This is a genomic window from Exiguobacterium sp. E17S, assembly GCF_057772545.1.
In genome coordinates this window covers 1,366,888-1,385,437 of the sequence record NZ_JBYLRU010000001.1, presented here as the reverse complement: position 1 = coordinate 1,385,437, position 18,550 = coordinate 1,366,888, and the positions used below count along the sequence as shown (strand labels likewise).

General features: G+C 48.0%; 15 protein-coding genes and 1 other annotated feature. Of the genes, 10 read left to right on the top strand and 5 right to left on the bottom strand.

What is annotated here, in order from left to right:
* The first annotated feature begins 6 nt into the window (after positions 1 to 6).
* Positions 7 to 229, top strand: a binding site (T-box leader).
* A 46-nt stretch (positions 230 to 275) separates the two neighbouring features.
* On the top strand, positions 276 to 2,681 hold the full coding sequence (gene leuS / locus AC3B4V_RS07155; RefSeq protein ID WP_488378045.1) for a leucine--tRNA ligase: 2,406 nt from the start codon (positions 276 to 278) through the stop codon (positions 2,679 to 2,681).
* 131 nt (positions 2,682 to 2,812) lie between these two features.
* Complete coding sequence (locus AC3B4V_RS07150) at positions 2,813 to 3,790, top strand: hypothetical protein (protein WP_149427738.1); 978 nt, start codon at positions 2,813 to 2,815, stop codon at positions 3,788 to 3,790.
* A gap of 59 nt (positions 3,791 to 3,849) precedes the next feature.
* Here AC3B4V_RS07150 and AC3B4V_RS07145 read toward each other — a convergent pair whose 3' ends face one another.
* Positions 3,850 to 5,121, bottom strand: a complete 1,272-nt coding sequence (locus AC3B4V_RS07145; RefSeq protein ID WP_050678607.1) for a BaiN/RdsA family NAD(P)/FAD-dependent oxidoreductase — start codon at positions 5,119 to 5,121, stop codon at positions 3,850 to 3,852.
* Between the two features lie 192 nt (positions 5,122 to 5,313).
* On the opposite strand from AC3B4V_RS07145, the gene AC3B4V_RS07140 reads away from it, so the two are divergent.
* A complete protein-coding gene (locus AC3B4V_RS07140; RefSeq protein ID WP_149427736.1) occupies positions 5,314 to 6,978 on the top strand; it encodes a putative polysaccharide biosynthesis protein in 1,665 nt (554 codons plus the stop codon).
* Positions 6,965 to 7,684 (top strand): pseudouridine synthase, encoded by a 720-nt coding sequence (locus tag AC3B4V_RS07135; protein WP_488378044.1) that lies wholly within the window; start codon positions 6,965 to 6,967, stop codon positions 7,682 to 7,684. The genes AC3B4V_RS07140 and AC3B4V_RS07135 overlap by 14 nt, the downstream gene beginning before the upstream one ends.
* Before the next feature lie 60 nt (positions 7,685 to 7,744).
* On the opposite strand, the gene AC3B4V_RS07130 is transcribed toward AC3B4V_RS07135, so the two are convergent.
* Both AC3B4V_RS07130 and AC3B4V_RS07125 read right to left on the bottom strand, forming a co-directional pair.
* Positions 7,745 to 8,377, bottom strand: coding sequence for an SDR family oxidoreductase (locus AC3B4V_RS07130; protein WP_347355286.1), 633 nt, complete (start codon positions 8,375 to 8,377; stop codon positions 7,745 to 7,747).
* A gap of 109 nt (positions 8,378 to 8,486) precedes the next feature.
* Entirely contained in the window at positions 8,487 to 8,705 is a 219-nt protein-coding gene (locus tag AC3B4V_RS07125; protein WP_023469095.1) for a DeoR family transcriptional regulator, read from the bottom strand.
* 321 nt (positions 8,706 to 9,026) lie between these two features.
* Here AC3B4V_RS07125 and pepV point away from each other — a divergent pair, with 321 nt between their 5' ends.
* Genes pepV through AC3B4V_RS07095 form a run of 6 tightly spaced genes read left to right on the top strand, consistent with a single transcriptional unit; the run spans position 9,027 to position 16,064 of the window.
* The gene (gene pepV / locus AC3B4V_RS07120) at positions 9,027 to 10,424 is read left to right on the top strand and encodes a dipeptidase PepV (protein WP_223040705.1); all 1,398 of its coding nucleotides are present in this window, start codon (positions 9,027 to 9,029) and stop codon (positions 10,422 to 10,424) included.
* 59 nt (positions 10,425 to 10,483) lie between these two features.
* Positions 10,484 to 11,632, top strand: a complete 1,149-nt coding sequence (locus AC3B4V_RS07115; protein ID WP_488378043.1) for an MFS transporter — start codon at positions 10,484 to 10,486, stop codon at positions 11,630 to 11,632.
* Between the two features lie 8 nt (positions 11,633 to 11,640).
* Complete coding sequence (thpR, locus tag AC3B4V_RS07110; RefSeq protein ID WP_488378042.1) at positions 11,641 to 12,159, top strand: RNA 2',3'-cyclic phosphodiesterase; 519 nt, start codon at positions 11,641 to 11,643, stop codon at positions 12,157 to 12,159.
* A gap of 1 nt (position 12,160) precedes the next feature.
* Positions 12,161 to 13,036, top strand: a complete 876-nt coding sequence (locus tag AC3B4V_RS07105; RefSeq protein WP_488378041.1) for a hypothetical protein — start codon at positions 12,161 to 12,163, stop codon at positions 13,034 to 13,036.
* A 34-nt stretch (positions 13,037 to 13,070) separates the two neighbouring features.
* Positions 13,071 to 15,212 (top strand): type I pullulanase, encoded by a 2,142-nt coding sequence (pulA, locus tag AC3B4V_RS07100; protein WP_488378040.1) that lies wholly within the window; start codon positions 13,071 to 13,073, stop codon positions 15,210 to 15,212.
* A gap of 51 nt (positions 15,213 to 15,263) precedes the next feature.
* Positions 15,264 to 16,064: a phosphotransferase family protein gene (locus AC3B4V_RS07095; RefSeq protein WP_087681261.1), complete on the top strand. Its 801-nt coding sequence runs from the start codon at positions 15,264 to 15,266 to the stop codon at positions 16,062 to 16,064.
* A 39-nt stretch (positions 16,065 to 16,103) separates the two neighbouring features.
* On the opposite strand, the gene budA is transcribed toward AC3B4V_RS07095, so the two are convergent.
* Together budA and alsS are read right to left on the bottom strand one after the other, a co-directional pair.
* Positions 16,104 to 16,817: an acetolactate decarboxylase gene (gene budA, locus AC3B4V_RS07090; protein ID WP_488378039.1), complete on the bottom strand. Its 714-nt coding sequence runs from the start codon at positions 16,815 to 16,817 to the stop codon at positions 16,104 to 16,106.
* Between the two features lie 11 nt (positions 16,818 to 16,828).
* A complete protein-coding gene (gene alsS / locus AC3B4V_RS07085; protein WP_050678597.1) occupies positions 16,829 to 18,520 on the bottom strand; it encodes an acetolactate synthase AlsS in 1,692 nt (563 codons plus the stop codon).
* Positions 18,521 to 18,550 lie beyond the last annotated feature (30 nt).

The following is an 18,550-nucleotide window of genomic DNA, read 5'->3' as shown; positions in this document are numbered from 1 at the left end:
AGATAGTCAATTGCATGGAACTGAAGTAGTAGGGGAAAGGTGCCGTCAAGAGAGCTGGTGGAAGGTGCGAACCAGTCGGTAACAACCGTGAACTCGTCAGGGAGCACGATTCGTGAAGTCGTAGTAGCGAATCCGGTCTTTCACACCGTTATCCGTGAATCAAGCGGTCTGTCATAGACAGACAACGTGGGTGGTACCGCGGAAGCCAAACCGGTCTTTCGTCCCTATTCCTAGGGGCGGAGGACCGGTTTTTTTAGATTAGAGGAGGAAAAGACATGCCGTACAATCATCGCGAAATCGAACCAAAATGGCAGGCGCGTTGGGATCAAGACAACGCCTTCGTCACGACAGAAGATCCAGAAAAAGAAGGGTTTTATGCCCTTGATATGTTCCCGTATCCGTCAGGTGCCGGACTCCACGTCGGTCACCCGGAAGGCTACACAGCAACCGATATCCTCGCACGGATGAAACGGATGCAAGGATACAACGTCTTGCACCCAATGGGATGGGATGCGTTCGGGTTACCAGCAGAACAATACGCCCTCGATACAGGGAATGACCCACGTGAATTCACAGCGAAAAACATCGAGACGTTCAAGCGTCAGTTGAAAGAACTTGGATTCTCTTATGACTGGGATCGTGAAATCAACACGACGGATCCGAAGTATTACAAATGGACACAGTGGATCTTTACGAAGTTGTATGAAAAAGGACTTGCGTTCGTGGACGAAGTCGCGGTCAACTGGTGCCCAGCACTTGGAACCGTTCTTGCGAATGAAGAAGTCATCGACGGATTATCTGAACGCGGAAATCATCCAGTCGTGCGTGTCCCGATGCGTCAATGGGTCTTGAAAATCACGGAATATGCGGATCGTCTTCTTGAAGATCTCGATGACCTCGATTGGCCGGATTCTGTCAAAGAGATGCAACGGAACTGGATCGGGAAATCAGAAGGTGCTGAGATCGATTTCACGATTGATGGACACAAAAAACAAGTCACGGTCTTTACGACACGTCCGGACACAATCTTTGGTGCGACGTACCTCGTGCTTGCGCCGGAGCATCCATTCGTAGCTAACATCACGACAGCAGATCACAAGGAAGCCGTCGATACGTACATTTCGCAAGTCCAAACGAAGTCGGACCTCGAGCGGACGGATTTAGCGAAGGAAAAAACAGGCGTCTTCACGGGTGCTTTCGCCGTCAATCCAATCTCAGGTGATCGTCTTCCAATCTGGATCGCTGATTATGTCCTTGCTTCGTACGGAACGGGTGCAATCATGGCGGTCCCAGGACACGATGAGCGCGATCATGAATTCGCGAAACAATTCGACTTGCCAATCGTTGAAGTCGTCGCGGGTGGCAACGTTGATGAAGCAGCCTATACAGGAGAGGGCGAACACGTCAACTCGCATATGCTTGATGGTCTTGGAAAACAAGAAGCAATCGAGACGATGATTGCTGAACTCGAAACGAATCAAGTCGGACGTAAGAAAATCACGTATCGTCTCCGCGACTGGTTGTTCAGTCGTCAACGGTATTGGGGCGAGCCGATTCCAGTCGTTCATATGGAAGATGGTTCGATGAAGACGCTCAGCCAAGAGGAGTTACCGCTTGAACTTCCAATCATTCCGGAAATCAAACCGTCTGGTACAGGCGAATCACCACTTGCGCTTGCGGAAGACTGGTTGGATTATACGGATCCTGAAACAGGAATGAAAGGGCGTCGTGAGACGAATACGATGCCACAATGGGGCGGAAGCTGCTGGTATTATCTTCGTTTCATCGATCCGCACAATGAAGAGGCGATCGCGGATCCAGAAAAATTAAAATACTGGCTTCCAGTCGATATTTATATTGGTGGTGCGGAACACGCCGTTCTCCACTTGTTGTATGCGCGCTTCTGGCATAAAGTCTTGTATGATGCAGGCGTCGTACCAACAAAAGAACCATTCCAGAAGTTGTACAACCAAGGGATGATTCTTGGAGAGAACAACGAGAAGATGTCGAAATCACGCGGTAACGTCATCAATCCGGATGAAATCGTCAAATCGCATGGTGCGGATACGTTACGCTTGTACGAAATGTTCATGGGACCACTCGATGCATCAGTTGCCTGGTCGGAGAACGGTCTTGACGGGGCGCGTCGTTTCCTCGATCGTGTCTGGCGCTTGTTCGAACGGACAGCAGACATTCAGGACGTCACAGAAGTCGATGCTGACTTCGAGCGGACGTACCACCAGACGGTCAAGAAGGTCACGGAAGACTTCGCGAACATCCAGTTCAACACCGGAATTTCGCAACTCATGGTCTTCGTCAACGAAGCAAATAAACAGCCGGTTCTTCCGCGTCACTTCCTTCGTGGATTCATCCAATTGTTAACACCAGTCGCACCACACCTTGGTGAGGAACTCTGGGAACAACTTGGATTTGAAGAGACATTGACGTATGCGGCATGGCCAACATTCGATGAATCGAAACTCGTCAGCGATACGATGGAATTCGTCATTCAAGTGAACGGAAAGGTTCGCTCGAAAATCGAAATCAACATCGATGCGACAAAAGAAGAAATCGAAGCACTTGCCTTTGCTGATGAAAAGACACAAGAATGGATTGGCGACAAAACAGTTCGTAAAGTCATCGTCGTACCGAAAAAATTGATCAACATCGTGGCAAACTAAGCCATAGCCCCTTTCATTCGTTTGACGCGAATGGAGGGGGTTTCTTCATTTCCGTCGCAAGTCTGCTTTTTTTTTCAACGACCTTCTGCTACACTGAATCAGAAACCGAGAAAGAAAGGCGAGTACCATCAATGAAACGATCTTATATAGTCTATACAACGATTTTTGCTGTCGTTTCGGGGTTGATCCTTTGCGTACTGCTCGTCTTCTCGAAGCCGGAGACGTTGTCACGTATTCAGGAAACGTTCGCGAAAATCGAGACGCAATCGAAGCATCAGGCAGCCGTTAAACAGGTGCCACCGAAAACGCCTTCAGCTATTCCGAACCCGGAAGAGCCGTTAATCAAAAATGTCCAACACATGTTATATGATGATTCCATTGGTTCGTACCTCGTCGTCACAGACGATTATCGTTTCTTTGAAATCAGTGGAACCGGAGAACGTATCAACGCATCTTTCCAGTTAGAAGAAGGAAAGTTGTTGCTCGCTGGTCTTGACGGTATGACCCTCGTTGACGGGGAGACAGTCGCGTTACTGACGTCGAATCAGATTCTGGTCACGATTACGCGAAAAGACGGTGTCTGGAGCGAAGAAAAACGTGAAAAAGTACAAGGAACGACGATACGGGATAGTTTCCATGGTCTTGGATATGATGCGAAGAAAAAAGAATTCTATACGATTAATCATATTCGAGCACTGGGACGAGTCGAGGTGACTTATTTCGCGATGAAAGAGGATAAGATCAAGATTGATCCTGACGCCTCGGAAAAGAAAAAACGTGCATTGAAGAAAAAACAGAAACCGCCTTATCTGTCAGTCATCAAACGTGAGAAGATTGAAGCGGCGAGTGGGATGCGAAGTGATGCGAAGAAATCGTTCGAGTCTGAGTTCCGTCCGATTGGTCTTGCTGAACGACAAGGTCGGATCTACACACTCGATTCAGAAGCGCTCTATCTCTATTCGATCGATCGAAAGGACAAAACGATCACGGGCGAGACAGCTAGTCCGAAAGTATATGGTTCGAAAGGGATTTTCGTGCAAGATAATGAGTTGTTCGCGTTAGTCGTAACGGATAAATTCTCAAGCCGATCGTTTACACCGATTGATTAAATCCTGACAGAACAAGACCCGATTCCTCTGCTAAGCAGAAGAATCGGGTCTTGTTCATATTAAAAGACAGTATCACGTGCCATCTCTGCGGCGTGACTACCGGCGCAATGACCCGTCACGAATGCAGCGGTGATGTTGTAACCACCTGTATAGCCGTGGATATCAAGAATCTCCCCGGCAAAGAATAACCGCTCTGCTTTTTTCGACATCATCGTCTTTGGATCAATCTCTTTGATTGAGACGCCACCACCCGTGACGAAAGCTTTATCAAAGTCGAGCGTTCCCGTTGCTTTAAGTGGGAATCGCTTTAATTTTTGCAAGAAGTCCGTCCAGTCCTGTTTCTTGACTTGTGTGCAGACTTCATCGCCAAAGCCGATTTGAGCAAATAGAAGTTCAAGCAGACGTTCCGGCACGAAGCCGCGGAGGGCGTTGCGTACCGTTTTCTTGGGATTTGCTGCAAGCGCGGCTTGGAAGCGTTCGGTTAACGCACCGAGGGATTCGTCCGGGAAGAGATCGATTGATAAATGGACGATCGTCTCCTTCGAACGTTTGCGCTCCTTGATCGTGTACTGGCTACAGCGTAAAGCAATCGGACCGCTTAAACCGAAGTGGGTAAAGAGTAAGTCGCCCGTGTGTGTTTTGATTGCTTTATCTTTTTTGCCGTGGACCGTTAAGGCGACGTCACGTAGCGACAGCCCTTGTAATGTTTTTTCATGAATGAACGTATCACCTAACAAAATTGGAACTTCAGTTGGGAAGAGTTCCGTGATCGTATGACCCGCTTTTTCAGCCCACGGGTAGCCGTCACCTGTCGAACCGGTATGTGGAACAGATTGTCCGCCGACTGCAACGATGCAACTTTTTGCTTCAAGACGCATGCCGTTCTCTAAGATGACAGCTGCAAAAGAACCGTCTGGATGGAAGTCGAGCGTAGCGACCTGCGCGTCTGTTTGAATCTCGGCACCATGCGCGCGGATTTGGTCGATCAATACACGGACGACATCTGCTGCTTTATCCGAGACAGGAAACATCCGTCCATTGTCCTCTTCTTTGAGGGCGACACCAAACCCTTCGAAGAGTTCGATGATCGATTCATTATTGAATTGAGAAAAGGCACTATAAAGGAAACGTCCGTTTCCTGGAATCGACTGGACGAGTTCGTCGAGTGGTTTTCGGTTCGTGACGTTACAACGTCCGCCGCCAGAGATCGCAAGCTTCCGACCTAATTTATTTCCTTTATCAAGCAGGAGTGTTCGAGCTCCAGCCTGTAAAGAGGCGAGCGTCGCCATCAAGCCGCTCGGTCCGCCTCCGATTACGATTACATCGTACATAAGGTCACCTCATTCATAGAATTCTGCTTGTTTCACTTTAGCAGAAGTTGCGACTGTAAACAAACCGTCTCTTTCAATTCAAGATAGACAGCGGTATAATGATTTGCAATTGTGTACGAGAGAACTTGTATAATGAGACAGTCACGATCAGAGTGTCGAGTTTAAAAATTAGAAAGCGTGAGGGATGTTACCATGTCCACAGTCAGTAATAAGCAGTCTACTTCTTCCGGCAATTCAGGATTCGTTCGTGGAACGATGCTCCTGTCCGGTGCGTCACTGATTTCCCGCGCACTGGGTTTGATTTATCTCTTTCCGTTTCAGTTCATGGTCGGCGCGACAGGCATCATGTTCTATACCTATGCCTATAACTATTATGCGATCATGATCGGACTCGCGACAGCGGGGATTCCTGTCGCCGTCTCGAAATTCGTCGCCAAATACAATGCATTAGGAGAATATGATACGAGTGAACGGTTGTATCGGTCTGGTCTGAAAATCATGTCCTTGACCGGGATTGTTTCCTTCCTCGCTTTATTCTTTCTCGCACCGTATTTAGCACACCGGGCGATTCCAGGTGGTGACGTTGATTCAGCAGCCTACGTTGATGCCGTCACGATGACGATTCGTGGCGTGAGTTTCGCTTTACTCTTGATTCCACCGATGAGTATGACCCGAGGTTACTTCCAAGGATATCAATCGATGGGACCAACAGCGATTTCGCAAATCTTGGAACAAATCGTCCGAATCATCTTCTTGCTTGCAGGAGTCAGTATCGCGATTTACTTATTTGATTCAGGTGCAGCATTTGCCGCAACGATTGCAACGTTCAGCGCCTTCATTGGCGCAATCGGTAGTGTTGCGGTTCTTATCTATTATTTCCGCAAACGTGCCAGCGGCTTGCAAGAACTTCGTGCTACTCAAACCGTCCGTTCGCCGGATCGCCCGTTAACGGATTTGTATAAGGAATTATTGACGTATGCGATTCCAATCGTCATGGTTGGTCTTTCGACACCCCTTTATCAAGTCATCGACCAGAATACGATGAATGCCGCATTACAAAGTATCGGCTACACGCTCGAAGCGGCCGGAAACGCGACTGCCTATCTGATTGCGGATAGTCATAAGATCGTCTTGATTCCGGTGTCGGTCGCAACAGGATTGTCGTTGTCGGCAACTCCACTGTTGACAGCTTCCTTTACGCAAGGCGATATGCGGAAAGTACGGGCTCAAATCTCACAGATTTATCAACTCGTTTTCTTCGTGACGATTCCGGCAGTCGTCGGGATGATTCTCCTCAGTGAAGAAACGTTCCATGTGCTCTTCCCGAAAGATCAAGCGGCCTGGGTCTATCTGTTAAGTTATGCGCCGAGTGCGCTGTTCCTTGCCTTGTATTCTGTTACGGCAGCCGTCCTTCAAGGGATTAACCGTCAGTACTTCACGATCATCGCAACACTTGCTGGACTACTTGCGAAGTATCTCTTGAATGCGCCGTTGATTCATTTGACGGGTGATGGAACGGGTGCTGGTTATGCGACGATCATTGGTTATCTCGTTGCGACGGGATTGATGTTCTTCCGGATCACACAAACGGTGAAGTTCCCATTCAGTACGGTCTTGCGCCGGACATCTTTGATTCTAATCATCAGTGCATTGATGGGAGCAGGTGTTGCACTCGTGAAGTGGGGAATGGTGTCCTTCTTACCAGAGACGACATGGGCATCTCTGTTGATCCTGATCATTGGTGCGGCAGTTGGAATCGTGATTTTCGCTGGACTCTCGATTTGGAGTGGATTAGCAGAAGTCGTATTAGGACGTAAAATTTCATTGAAACGAGGACGAGGTCATGCGTCTAGATAAACTATTATCCAACATGGGGGCAGGCTCCCGAAAAGAAGTAAAACTTTTGCTCAAGGCAGGGGCAATTCAAGTCGATGGTGAGATCGTACGTGATCCGAAACAACATGTCGATGTCGAGACGCAACAGGTTCTGATGTACGGCGAATCGGTCACGTATCAAAAATACATCTACTTGATGATGAATAAACCACCGGGTGTCATTAGTGCGACGGAGGATAAACGAGATGAGACCGTCATTGATCTATTGTTTGAAGACGTGACGTATTTCAAACCTTTTCCGGTCGGACGACTTGATAAGGATACTGAAGGCTTGTTGTTACTGACAAACGATGGATCGTTCAATCATGCCTTGATGTCTCCGAAGAAACACGTCGAAAAAACGTATTACGCGGAAGTGACAGGTGTATTGACGCAAGAAGACGTCGAGGCAATTGCGGAAGGCGTCACCTTAGAAGACGGTTATCAAGCAAAGCCAGGAAAACTCGTCATCTTATCGACGACAGAAACAGATTCAACGCTTGAATTGACGATCACGGAAGGGAAATTCCATCAAGTCAAACGGATGATGCTTGCTCTCGGTAAAGAGGTCACGTTCTTGAAACGACGCTCGATTGGTCGCTTGGAGCTTGATCCGGCACTTGAACTCGGGGACTACCGTGAACTGACACAAGAGGAATTGGCGTTATTTGATTGGCAACCTGAATAAGCAAAACGAAAAGGCGATGGAATGAATGTGCATTCCATCGCCTTTTATTGTGGGATTCAATTATTGATTACGTAGTGCTTCTGCGATCGGATAAGGACCGCTGAGTACTTCGAATACACGAGACTGTGTCGGGTGATCGATCAAGTGAACGAACAGCGCCGCCACATCGTCACGAGACACCTTACGATCTTCGTATGAATCAAAATGCTCTTTCGTTTCAACAGTACCTGCGGGGTCATCGTAGCTGAGTGGACCAGGACGGACGATCGTATAGTCGAGTCCGCTTTCTTTTAGGTGAGCGTCTGCTGCTGCTTTCGATTCGAGATATACTTTTAGTTCGCCTTTCGGTTCTTCCGTACCGACTGAACTGAGCATTAGGAAACGATTGATTCCGTTGGCTTTTGCTGCATCGATGACTTTGATCGCACCTTCCTGATCGACGGCGCGTGTCAATTCGTCCGATGCGCCACCAGCACCCGCTGCAAAGATGACGACGTCCGCGTTACTGACGACGCCACTGACATCCTTCGTCAAATCCCCAAGTCTGACTTCAGATGCACCGAGTGCAATCAAATCGTTGATTTGATTTTCTTCCCGTACGACAGCGACGGCTTGGTGATCTCCTTGTTTAGCGATCAATTCGACCATTTTGCGTCCCGTCGTTCCGTTTGCTCCAATGATTAAAATATTCATGCTTATCATCTCCTTCTCCCAATAGCTATACCCCACGTTTTAAAAAAGATAACAAAAAAAAGACGCGAAGGATCGCGTCATCGAAAGATATACATAGTGAAACAGTGGATCAACCCGCTTGCTTTTGTTTCTTACTCGACGTCCATGTACCGCGTCGAGGGCTCACAATGAGATTGTTGTATTCGAGCACGTTCAAATCCCGCTGGACGGTTCTTGAAGTGATGCCAAACTCTTCAACCAACTCTGCTGTCGTAGTAGCTCCGTTCTCTTGGATGTAGAGATAAATCGATTTAATCCGGGTCAACATACGGTCTGTAGAATCTTTCATTGGTATAACCACTCCCCCAATGGATAGAATAGTGTTCTAAAGCTTCGGGTGACAAAAGACAATGCAATATCCAGTTGTTTCGCCTTTAGTATAACGTTTTGATATTAAAATGCAAGTAATTTAACCGAACGTTTTCATAAAAAATATATTCAAATGGTTTGTAAAGTCGATGATTAGGGTTTTATTTTAGATTAATGTTCGTCATTTAAATAAATAAAAAAGAAAACAGAATTTGGATGTTCGTATCTGAACGAATATTCGCTATACTAGGAAGGTGTATAGGAAACGAATCCAAAACCCGTAATGAAGGAGCGAAATCAGATGGTGAATTGGAAAGAGGAAGTCCTCGCACGTCGCGAGGACTTATTAGAAGATTTAAAAGAACTATTACGGATTCCGAGTGTACTCGACGAATCCACGATCGAAGAGGGCGCACCGTTTGGTCATGAAGTCAAACGTGCCCTCGATTGGATGCTCGCGACAGGGGAACGCGATGGGTTCACGTCAAAAAATGTCGATGGGTATGCAGGACATTTGGAGTATGGTCAAGGGGAAGAGTTACTCGGTATTCTTTGTCACTTAGACGTCGTACCAGCTGGTGGCGATCACTGGACATACGGTCCGTTCAATCCGACGCTTGTAGATGGAAAACTGTATGCGCGTGGAGCAATCGATGATAAAGGACCGACGATGGCAGCTTATTATGCTTTGAAAATCGTCAAAGAGCTTGGCTTACCACTCTCGAAGCGAATCCGTCTGATTGCAGGAGGGGATGAGGAGAGTGAATGGCGTTGTGTCAATCATTACTTCAAACATGAAGAGATGCCAACACTCGGTTTTGCCCCAGATGCCGACTTCCCGATTATCAATGCGGAAAAAGGACTCTATGACGGATTATTGATTCAAGGGAAACCAGCGCAAGCATCTGATACAGGCTACCATCTCGTTCGCTTTGAAGGTGGTGAACGTCCGAACATGGTTCCAGGTCATGCCCAAGCGCTTCTTCGTGTCGTCGAAGTAGGAACGCTTGAAACGGATTTCCATGGTTATCTTGAAGAACAAGGTTTGACGGGAACTGTCAAGCAAGAAACGGAAGGTCTCGTCCTTGATGTCAACGGTGTCGCAGCCCATGCGATGGAGCCGGACAATGGTAAAAATGCTGCTTTACATTTGGCGCGTTTCCTCAATACGCTTCACTTGGATTATAACGGTCGTCGTTACATTCAACTCGTGACGCATATGTTCCGGGATTCTCGCGGTGTAGCGATTGGTGTCGCTGCTTCAGACGAGACAGGTGACTTAACAATCAATGGCGGTGTATTCCGTTACGCTGAAGAGCAAGGAACGGCATCGATCAATATCCGTTACCCGTATACAGCAGACTTCACGGAACGTCTGCAAATCATCAAGGAAGCCGCGGCAGGATATGGTTTTGAATTGCAGACGCGGACGCATATGACACCGCACCATGTCGATCCAAACCATGAATTGATCAAGACGCTAAGTGCCGTTTATGAGCGCCACACGAACCAATCAGCTGATTTGATAGCAATTGGTGGCGGCACATATGCGCGTTCATTGACGGCGGGAGTTGCTTTTGGTCCAGTCTTCCCGGGTGGTCCTGAAGTTGCCCACCAAGTCGATGAATATGTTGATTTTGATGAACTATTGCTTGCTGTCGCGATCTATGCAGAAGCGATTTATGAGCTCGCAAAATAATGATTGATGATCCCCGCATCGTAAAGATGGGGGGATTGCTTCTTGAAAGGAAGTTCCGTGTGAAAAATCGTCAAACCTATCATTTCCAAGCCTTATATTTCTTTATTTTCTTTGGGCAAGGAGCACTCATTCCGTATCTCGCACTTTATTTCTCAAACGACGCGTTCGGACTGTCGGCTTCAGAGATCGGAACAATCGTTGCGATTGGACCGATTCTCTCCATTTTCCTACAACCTATCTGGGGAATCGCGGCGGATCGACTCGGGAAACCGAAACGACTCTTACTCGTCGCGATGCTTGCTGCCGGTATTTTTACACTCAGTTACTTACTGACGTCTGCTTATCTGCTTTTATTGTTGATTTCTTGTGTCTGGGCGTTGTTCCAGTGTGCGCATATTCCGCTCGTGGATACATTAGCGATTGAGTACACGCGAAAGCGTAAAGTGGATTACGGCGCTTTACGTCTTTTCGGCTCAGCAGGGTTCGCTTTAGCTGTTTTTGTTCTTGGGCAAATCACTGAGGGTGGCGGACTAAATCTGATTTTTTACGCAACTGGCGCAGCATGGGTTCTCGGTTTCCTTGTGCTGATCGGTATTGAAGAGACGGGCAGCGTCCATGTTTCACATCAGCAACCCGTACCGTTAAAACAGCTCTTTTCGAATCGACGCTTCCTGTTGTTCCTAGCAGGGGGGAGTTTGATCTTCGGACCCATCTTCGCCAACAATTATTACTTTGGCAGCTACGTCACGATTCGTGGCGAGACGACGGCACTCGTCGGAACATTATTCTTTGTCGCCGTTCTGTGCGAAATTCCGTTCATGCGCATCGCCACGCGTCTGTTATTACGATTCGGAGCGATTCCGGTTCTTGTATTCGTCTCCTTGTTGTCGGCTGCGCGGACGGCGATGATTGCTTTAGAACTTCCAATCGTCATGCTGTGGGTATTATCTGCGATGCAAGGAATGATCGTAGGTCTGTTGATCCCTGTCGCCTTAGACTATGTCCGATCGCTCGTTCCAGAGACGATGGTCGCAACAGCCGTCAGTACATATATGGCAACGACGACGGGACTCGCGACAGCGTTGTTTAATCTGATGAGTGGTTTTGTACTCGAGAAGAGTACAATCTATATCGTCTTTTGGGTATATACAAGTAGTAGTATCCTAGGCGCGATTCTGTATGGTATCAGTGGTCGTATGAAGGAGTGAACGCGACGATGAGACAAGAACGACACTTTTTCATTGCCTTACCGATTCCTTCTAAAGATTTAGCGAATCTTGCTGAACGATTATCGCTACCTGAGTACTTTCGTAACGTCTATACGTTAGAAGAGTATCATCTAACACTTCGTTTTTTCGGTCCATTGGAGGAAAAAGAACAGCAGTCGTGGAAACAGCAGTTACAGCAGATCGCGCGTACGATGGAACCGTTCGTGCTACGATTCGATCGTTTGATCACGTTCGGTCGGGATGAACGACCACGCGTCGTAGGATTTGGAACGGAATCGGAAGAATTGTTTCAATTAGTGGAACAGATTGATCCGAATTCGACCAGACCATTCGTTCCGCATGTCACGATCGCGAAAAAATGGCGGACTGAGGCAGCCGAATGGGAGACGAGTCCGATCCGATCAGTAGAGTGGACTGTTCGTGAACTCGTTCTATTTGAAGTACGACCAGAGGTTTCACCGCGATATGAGCCGGTTTATCGGATTCATCTAGGTGAAGAGGAATGAGGTGATCCCCATCGCAATTTTGATGAAACTATATGACTTAGATAGTCGATTTGAAAAAAATCCGCTAGAGATGACGAAACGATTCGGTGAACACCAGGCACTTGATTATGCCCATGTCTACCGCAGATGGGAGGCAGGAGAGTTGTTTCCAGGGGAGACGCTCATCCGTCCGAAGAAGTGGTGGCAAGTGATGAAAAAAAGTGAAGTCATTCAACTTCCGGGTAAACAATTATCCCGAAGAGCGTTTGATAAATGGTACAAAAAACGTCTCGAGTTACAAAAGCTCTTGAACGTCACTGGCGGAGCAGGAGAGGAGGACATTTGGCGGATTCCATTAAAACGTCATTTAGACTTCTATCAGATGCTGCATCTACTAAATGAACAATATGCGATGTTTTATCGAGCGGTCATCCAATATCAAGTCGGAGAAGTCGAGTTGAGCCCATTTGTCGTCGGTCCGTCCGCGATCTATATCATGGAATGGCTCGATGGCGACGAAAGTATCTATCATATCCGGCGAGATAAGTTATGGCGGGAGCAGCCGTTTAAGGCTTCTGCGAAACAAATTTTGAATCCGAACATCGGTTTAAAGCGGACAGAAGATATTTTACGGGTCGTACTCGGTCGAGATTACGTCTTGCCGATCGAACGAGTCATTCTCGCCCCTTCAGGTTATTTTGATCAAATTCCAAAGGAAACGACGACGACGTATATCAATAAAGTTGATTTTCCGAACTGGGTGCAACGGATAAATGCGAATGCGACACATACAAAGGCATTTCAGATGCGGGTGTGTGAAAAAATCCTAAAAGAGACGGTATCGATTCCGTTTCACATGGCGATTCAAAGTGAGGGACAGTCTCGAATCCAAGAGTAAGGGAGGGAGCGACGGCATTGTCGTTGCGAAAGAGATGACGAATCAAGAAGTAGCGATACCAGTGATCCGGGCGGAGTTCTTATCGTTCCAGAGCATCCGGGTCGAGGTCGAAGGCAATCCGTCAATCCACTGGTCGCTTGAATGTGATGGACAATCACTTGCGATCCAGCAAGTCGAGACACACCGTGAGGAACAACTGGTGGTTTATGAATTGACGGTTCTGGAGTCGATCGAGCTAGAATGCCGATATGAGGTATTCGGAGCAGGTCGGTCAATACGCGTTGTTCCCGACCGGTTAGTCCGGACGGAAGCATTCGAGCGCAAGTACCGTTACGAAGGGAAGCTCGGTGTCTGGGAAGAAGAGGGAGCATTTCACTTTGCTGTTTGGTCACCGGTCGCAGAACGGATCATGTGTGTCGTGTACGATCAAGATGAACGATTACTCAAAAAGCACGAAATGGAGCGACAAGAGCAAGGCGCCTATCATCTTCAACTGGAACAAGATATCGCAGAGTGCTGGTATCGGTATGAAGTGACGACATACCTTGGCACACAAGAGGTCGTCGATCCGTACGCTAGTGCGATATCGGAGAATGGTCGATACGGCGTCATCGTTGACGTCGAACGGACGATGACCAAGTGGTTCCCGAAGCGTGTCGCGCGTCCTCTGTTCGTCAAACCGTCAGACGCTGTCATCTACGAAGCGAATATCCGTGATTTCACGATCGATCACTCAGCTGGTTCAAGTCATCCGGGTCAATACGCAGGGATGACGGAAAAAGGAACGCGCTCTCCTCGAGGTCATGCGACGGGACTTGATTATCTCCTGGATCTCGGGATTACCCATCTGCAATTGCTACCAGTCCACTTTTTTGAGACGACCGATGAACGGACACGGTCTCCATATAACTGGGGATACGACCCAATGCTTTGGTTCGGGCTAGCTGGGAGTTATGCGAGTTCGGTTGAACCACTCGTTCGCGTCAGAGAATACGCGGAAATGGTAGAGCGACTCCATGAAGCAGGCATTCGTGTCACATTCGATGTCGTCATGAATCACGTCTTCATTCGAGAACGCTCCTCTCTCGAACAACTTGTCCCTGGTTATTATTTCCGCTACGAAGTAGACGGAACACTATCGAACGGAACAGGTGTCGGAAATGATACCGCATCCGAGCGATTCATGATGCGCCGCCTGATCGTTGACTGTTTGACGTACTTTGCTCGAGTCTACCGGATTGATGCCTTTCGATTTGATTTGATGGGGATTCATGACATTGAGACGATGAACGATGTTCGTGCGGCGCTCGATGCGATTGATCCAACGATTCTGGTGTATGGAGAAGGATGGGATCTTGCGACAGCGTTACCGGAACGATTAAAGGCGATGAGTGCCTCCGCTGCGCAAATGCCGCGGATCGCCCATTTTAATGATGTGTTCCGTGACGCGTTAAAAGGATCGACGTTCAGTGAGTTCGACCGAGGATTCGTTGCCGGAGATGGATGGAAGGAAGGGGAGGTCCGAAACGGGATTGCGGGAAGTATCCACATCGACAATCAAACGTACGGACGTTTTCCGGAACCTACCTATTCCATCAATTATGTCGAGGCGCATGACAATCATACGTTATACGATAAATTAAAATTATCTTGTCCAGAGGCGGATGAACAGCAATTATTGCGGATGAGTCGTCTAGCTCAGACGATTGCCTTGTTTGCGCAAGGGATTCCGTTTCTTCACGCAGGTCAAGAGTTCTTGCGTACGAAACAAGGTGTTGAAAACAGCTATAACGCACCAGACGAGATCAATCGAATGGACTGGGAGCGCCGAGATGATCATTTGTCCCTTGTCACATACATCAAGACGATTTTGCAGATTCGTAGGATGCATGGCGGATTCCGGTTGCACCGAGCAAATCAGATTCGCGAGTTGCTTCATTTCATCGACTTACGTCCGGGTGTCATTGCTTATGAACTTGGAGCGGTCCACTCGTATGATGCATGGCAACGCACGCTCATCGTTTACAATACGACGCGCGAAATCGTTGAAGTCTCACTTGATCATTCGCGCTGGAATGTGCATGTACAAGGGGATGAGGCCTCGGTCGACCCGCTTCTGAAAGGTGTCGACAGGATTCAGGTCCTTCCGTTGTCAACAACGATCGCAACGTGTTAAGATAAGCATTGTGCCTTAGGCAAATCTACTAAAAAAGTTGAGCGGATTATAATGGAATTAGATATTTTAGATGCGCTTGGCGAAGGCTGGACCCTTACGCCAGCAGGTGGAATCACAGGAGAAGCGTATATCGCTTCAACCGGACAATCGAAGTTGTTCTTAAAACGAAATTCATCGCCTTTTTTGGCGATTTTATCCGCAGACGGAATCGTTCCGAAGTTATTATGGACGAAACGGATTTATAGTGGGGACGTCATCAGTGCCCAACAGTTCATTGAAGGCGACGAGTTAGAGCCTGAAATGATGGAACGTCCTGAAGTAGCACGTTTGCTTGGGAAAATCCATGATTCGAAGGAATTACTGTTCATGCTACAACAGCTTGACCAGCGCCCGATCGAACCTGATGAGTTATTGCGACAATGTCGTTTGTACTTCCAACCGGATGATTTAGAGGATCCGGAGCTCGTGGAACATGCGATGGTTTACCTCGAACAAAATCTGGAGCAGGTCAGAACGGATGAGCAGGTCGTTTGTCATTCAGATTTGAACCACAATAACTGGTTGACGGGAGCAGACGGTCAACTCTATCTGAACGATTGGGATGATGCAATCATTGCTGACCGTGCGTACGATCTTGGAATGATGTTATACAGTTATGTCGACGAAGCGGCTTGGCCAGAATGGTTCGAACATTATGGACATCCTTTAACGAGTGATTTGAAGCGACGCATGCACTGGTATGTCGTAGCGCAAGCGGTATTGTCACTCTACTGGTATGAAGATACGCGTCATCCGGATGTCGACGACAGTTATCATTTTCTTGAACAGCTACTTGAATACTCAAACGACTAAAAAGCGTGTCATTCCGAAAAGGAACGACACGCTTTTTGCTTAACCTTCTGCGATTTTAATCTCTTTTTCAATATCGTGACTTTCGAGATCTGCCGATCGATAAGCCTCTGTCGTCGGTAGACGTAAATCAAGTTGTGGCTTTTCTTCGAATGTGACGGTGACGTTCTTAACTGTGTAGTCAAAGACGTGACCACCACCTGCGCGGGCAGCATCGATGAAATGAAGGTGATATCCGGCGACGGCGATACCGTGACCGAATCGTGGTGTATAGTATCCGGCAAGTGTTCCTTCCGTGTGCTCGAACGTACGAGCGCTTTGAGAAGCGACAGCTTCCGTGATTGGAACGAACGGTTTTTCCTGGCGTGCGACGGTTCGTGTCTGAACCTCCGTGAATGTTCCGTCAATCCGGATAGCATAAAAGCTATTGACCGTTGGGAGTTGTTCGTTCAGCCAGTGCTCAAACGTCGCTTTTGACATCTCTTCCGTCACGGTCAGGGTTTGTTCCGGCTCGAAACGGGTTAATGTCGCGAAAGGTGTCGTCGTCTCAGGTTGGAGCGGTCGAGCACTACCATCTGAGCGGAGTTGATAGAATTGACCATCGAATCCAATCATCTCACCGTCTAAGTGGTCAAACGTTCCGATACCGAAATCACGTTGATCAAGGACGGAAGCATACGTGACTTCACTCTCAAATACGCCGTCAAGCAGTGCCATCATCGTTGAAATCTGGACGAGTGTTTTATCGTGTGCCATGTGAATCCTCCTTAGTTCAATTGATCGAGATGAACTTGTTCTCCAAGCGCGATGTTGTCACGGTAATCGATCGGTACATCGACGATGACGGGACCGTCTGTCGCGAGTGCTTCATCCATGATTGCTGCGAGTTCCGAAGGATGATTGACGCGGAGTCCTTTTGCTCCAAAGCTTTCCGCATATTTGACGAGATCGACGTCACCAAATGACGTACCGGATTTCCGTTTGTACTTCATCTCTTGTTGGAACGCGACCATATCGAATCCGCTGTCGCGCCAGACGAAGTGGACGAGTGGTGAGTTCAAACGGACAGCTGTCTCAAGTTCCATTGCAGAGAAGAGGAATCCGCCGTCACCTGAAATCGAGACAGCTTTCTTTCCGGGACGAACGAGTGTAGCTGCGATTGCCCATGGAAGTGCGACGCCGAGCGTTTGCATTCCGTTACTAAAGAGGAGGTGGCGCGGTTCGTACGAACGGAAGTGACGTGCCATCCAAATATAGTGTGAGCCGACATCGACCGTGACGGTGACATCGTCCGCAATTTTTTCACGCAACGTCTTCATGAAATAAAGTGGATGCGTCAATGGAGAATCCGCGACAGGAGGAACATCACGATCGACAAGACGTTGATGCAATCCTTCAAGGAACTGAACCGAGCTTTCAGGTAATGTGAGTGGTTGCAGGCGTTCAGCGATCGCGTCGACTGTTTTCGCCATATCACCGACAAGCTCATGATCTGGACGATAGAAATGATCGATTTCAGCACGCATTTGATCGATATGAACAAGCGTCCGGTCGTGCGTTGGTTGGTTCCAGAATTTCGGGTCATAACCGATTGGGTCATATCCGATTGAGAGGACGAGATCCGCTTCTGCAAGTAACGCATCTCCTGGCTGATTACGGAACAATCCAACACGTCCATAGAAATTCGATTCAAGCTCACGTGATAATGTGCCGGCTGCTTGGAATGTCTGAACGACAGGAATCGAGACGTTTTTGAGTAACGAACGAATCGCGTGTACGACGTCTGGTTGACTCGCACGCATACCGAGTAACAAGACAGGGAGTTTTGCCTCTTGAATCAGACGGGCTGTTTCATCGACCCATGCTTCTGGTGCAACACCAAGCTTTGGTGCTTCAACTGCACGGAACGCCGTGACGTTCGCTTCGCTTAGCCCGACGTCTTGCGGGATACTGACGAAAGCAGCTCCAGCTGTCGTTTCAGCTGTTCGGAAAGCATTCGATAATACTTCTGGAATGTTGTCGGCATCTTGCACTTCAGCACTAAAATTCGTAATCGGTGTAAAGAGTGCCTGATTGTCCATCGACTGATGTGTTCGTTTTAAACGATCGGCTCGCGTGACAGCTCCGGCAATTGCGACAACAGGGTCACCTTCAGAGTTCGCTGTCACAAGACCAGTCGCTAAATTTGATGCCCCAGGACCAGATGTCACAAGGACGACACCCGGTTTGTCCGTTAAGCGTCCGATGGCTTGAGCCATGAATGCAGCATTTTGTTCGTGCCGTGCAACAATCAGTTCAGGTCCCCGGTCCTGTAACACATTGAAGACGGAATCGATTTTGGCGCCGGGAATACCGAAGATGTAATCGACACCCTGCTCGATGAGTGAATCGACAACTAGATCCGCACCTGTTTTCTTCTGTACTAGTTCTTTTGAATCACTGTTTTTATTTTCGTTCATTACAATTCTCCTTTTTACCAACGTTTTTGG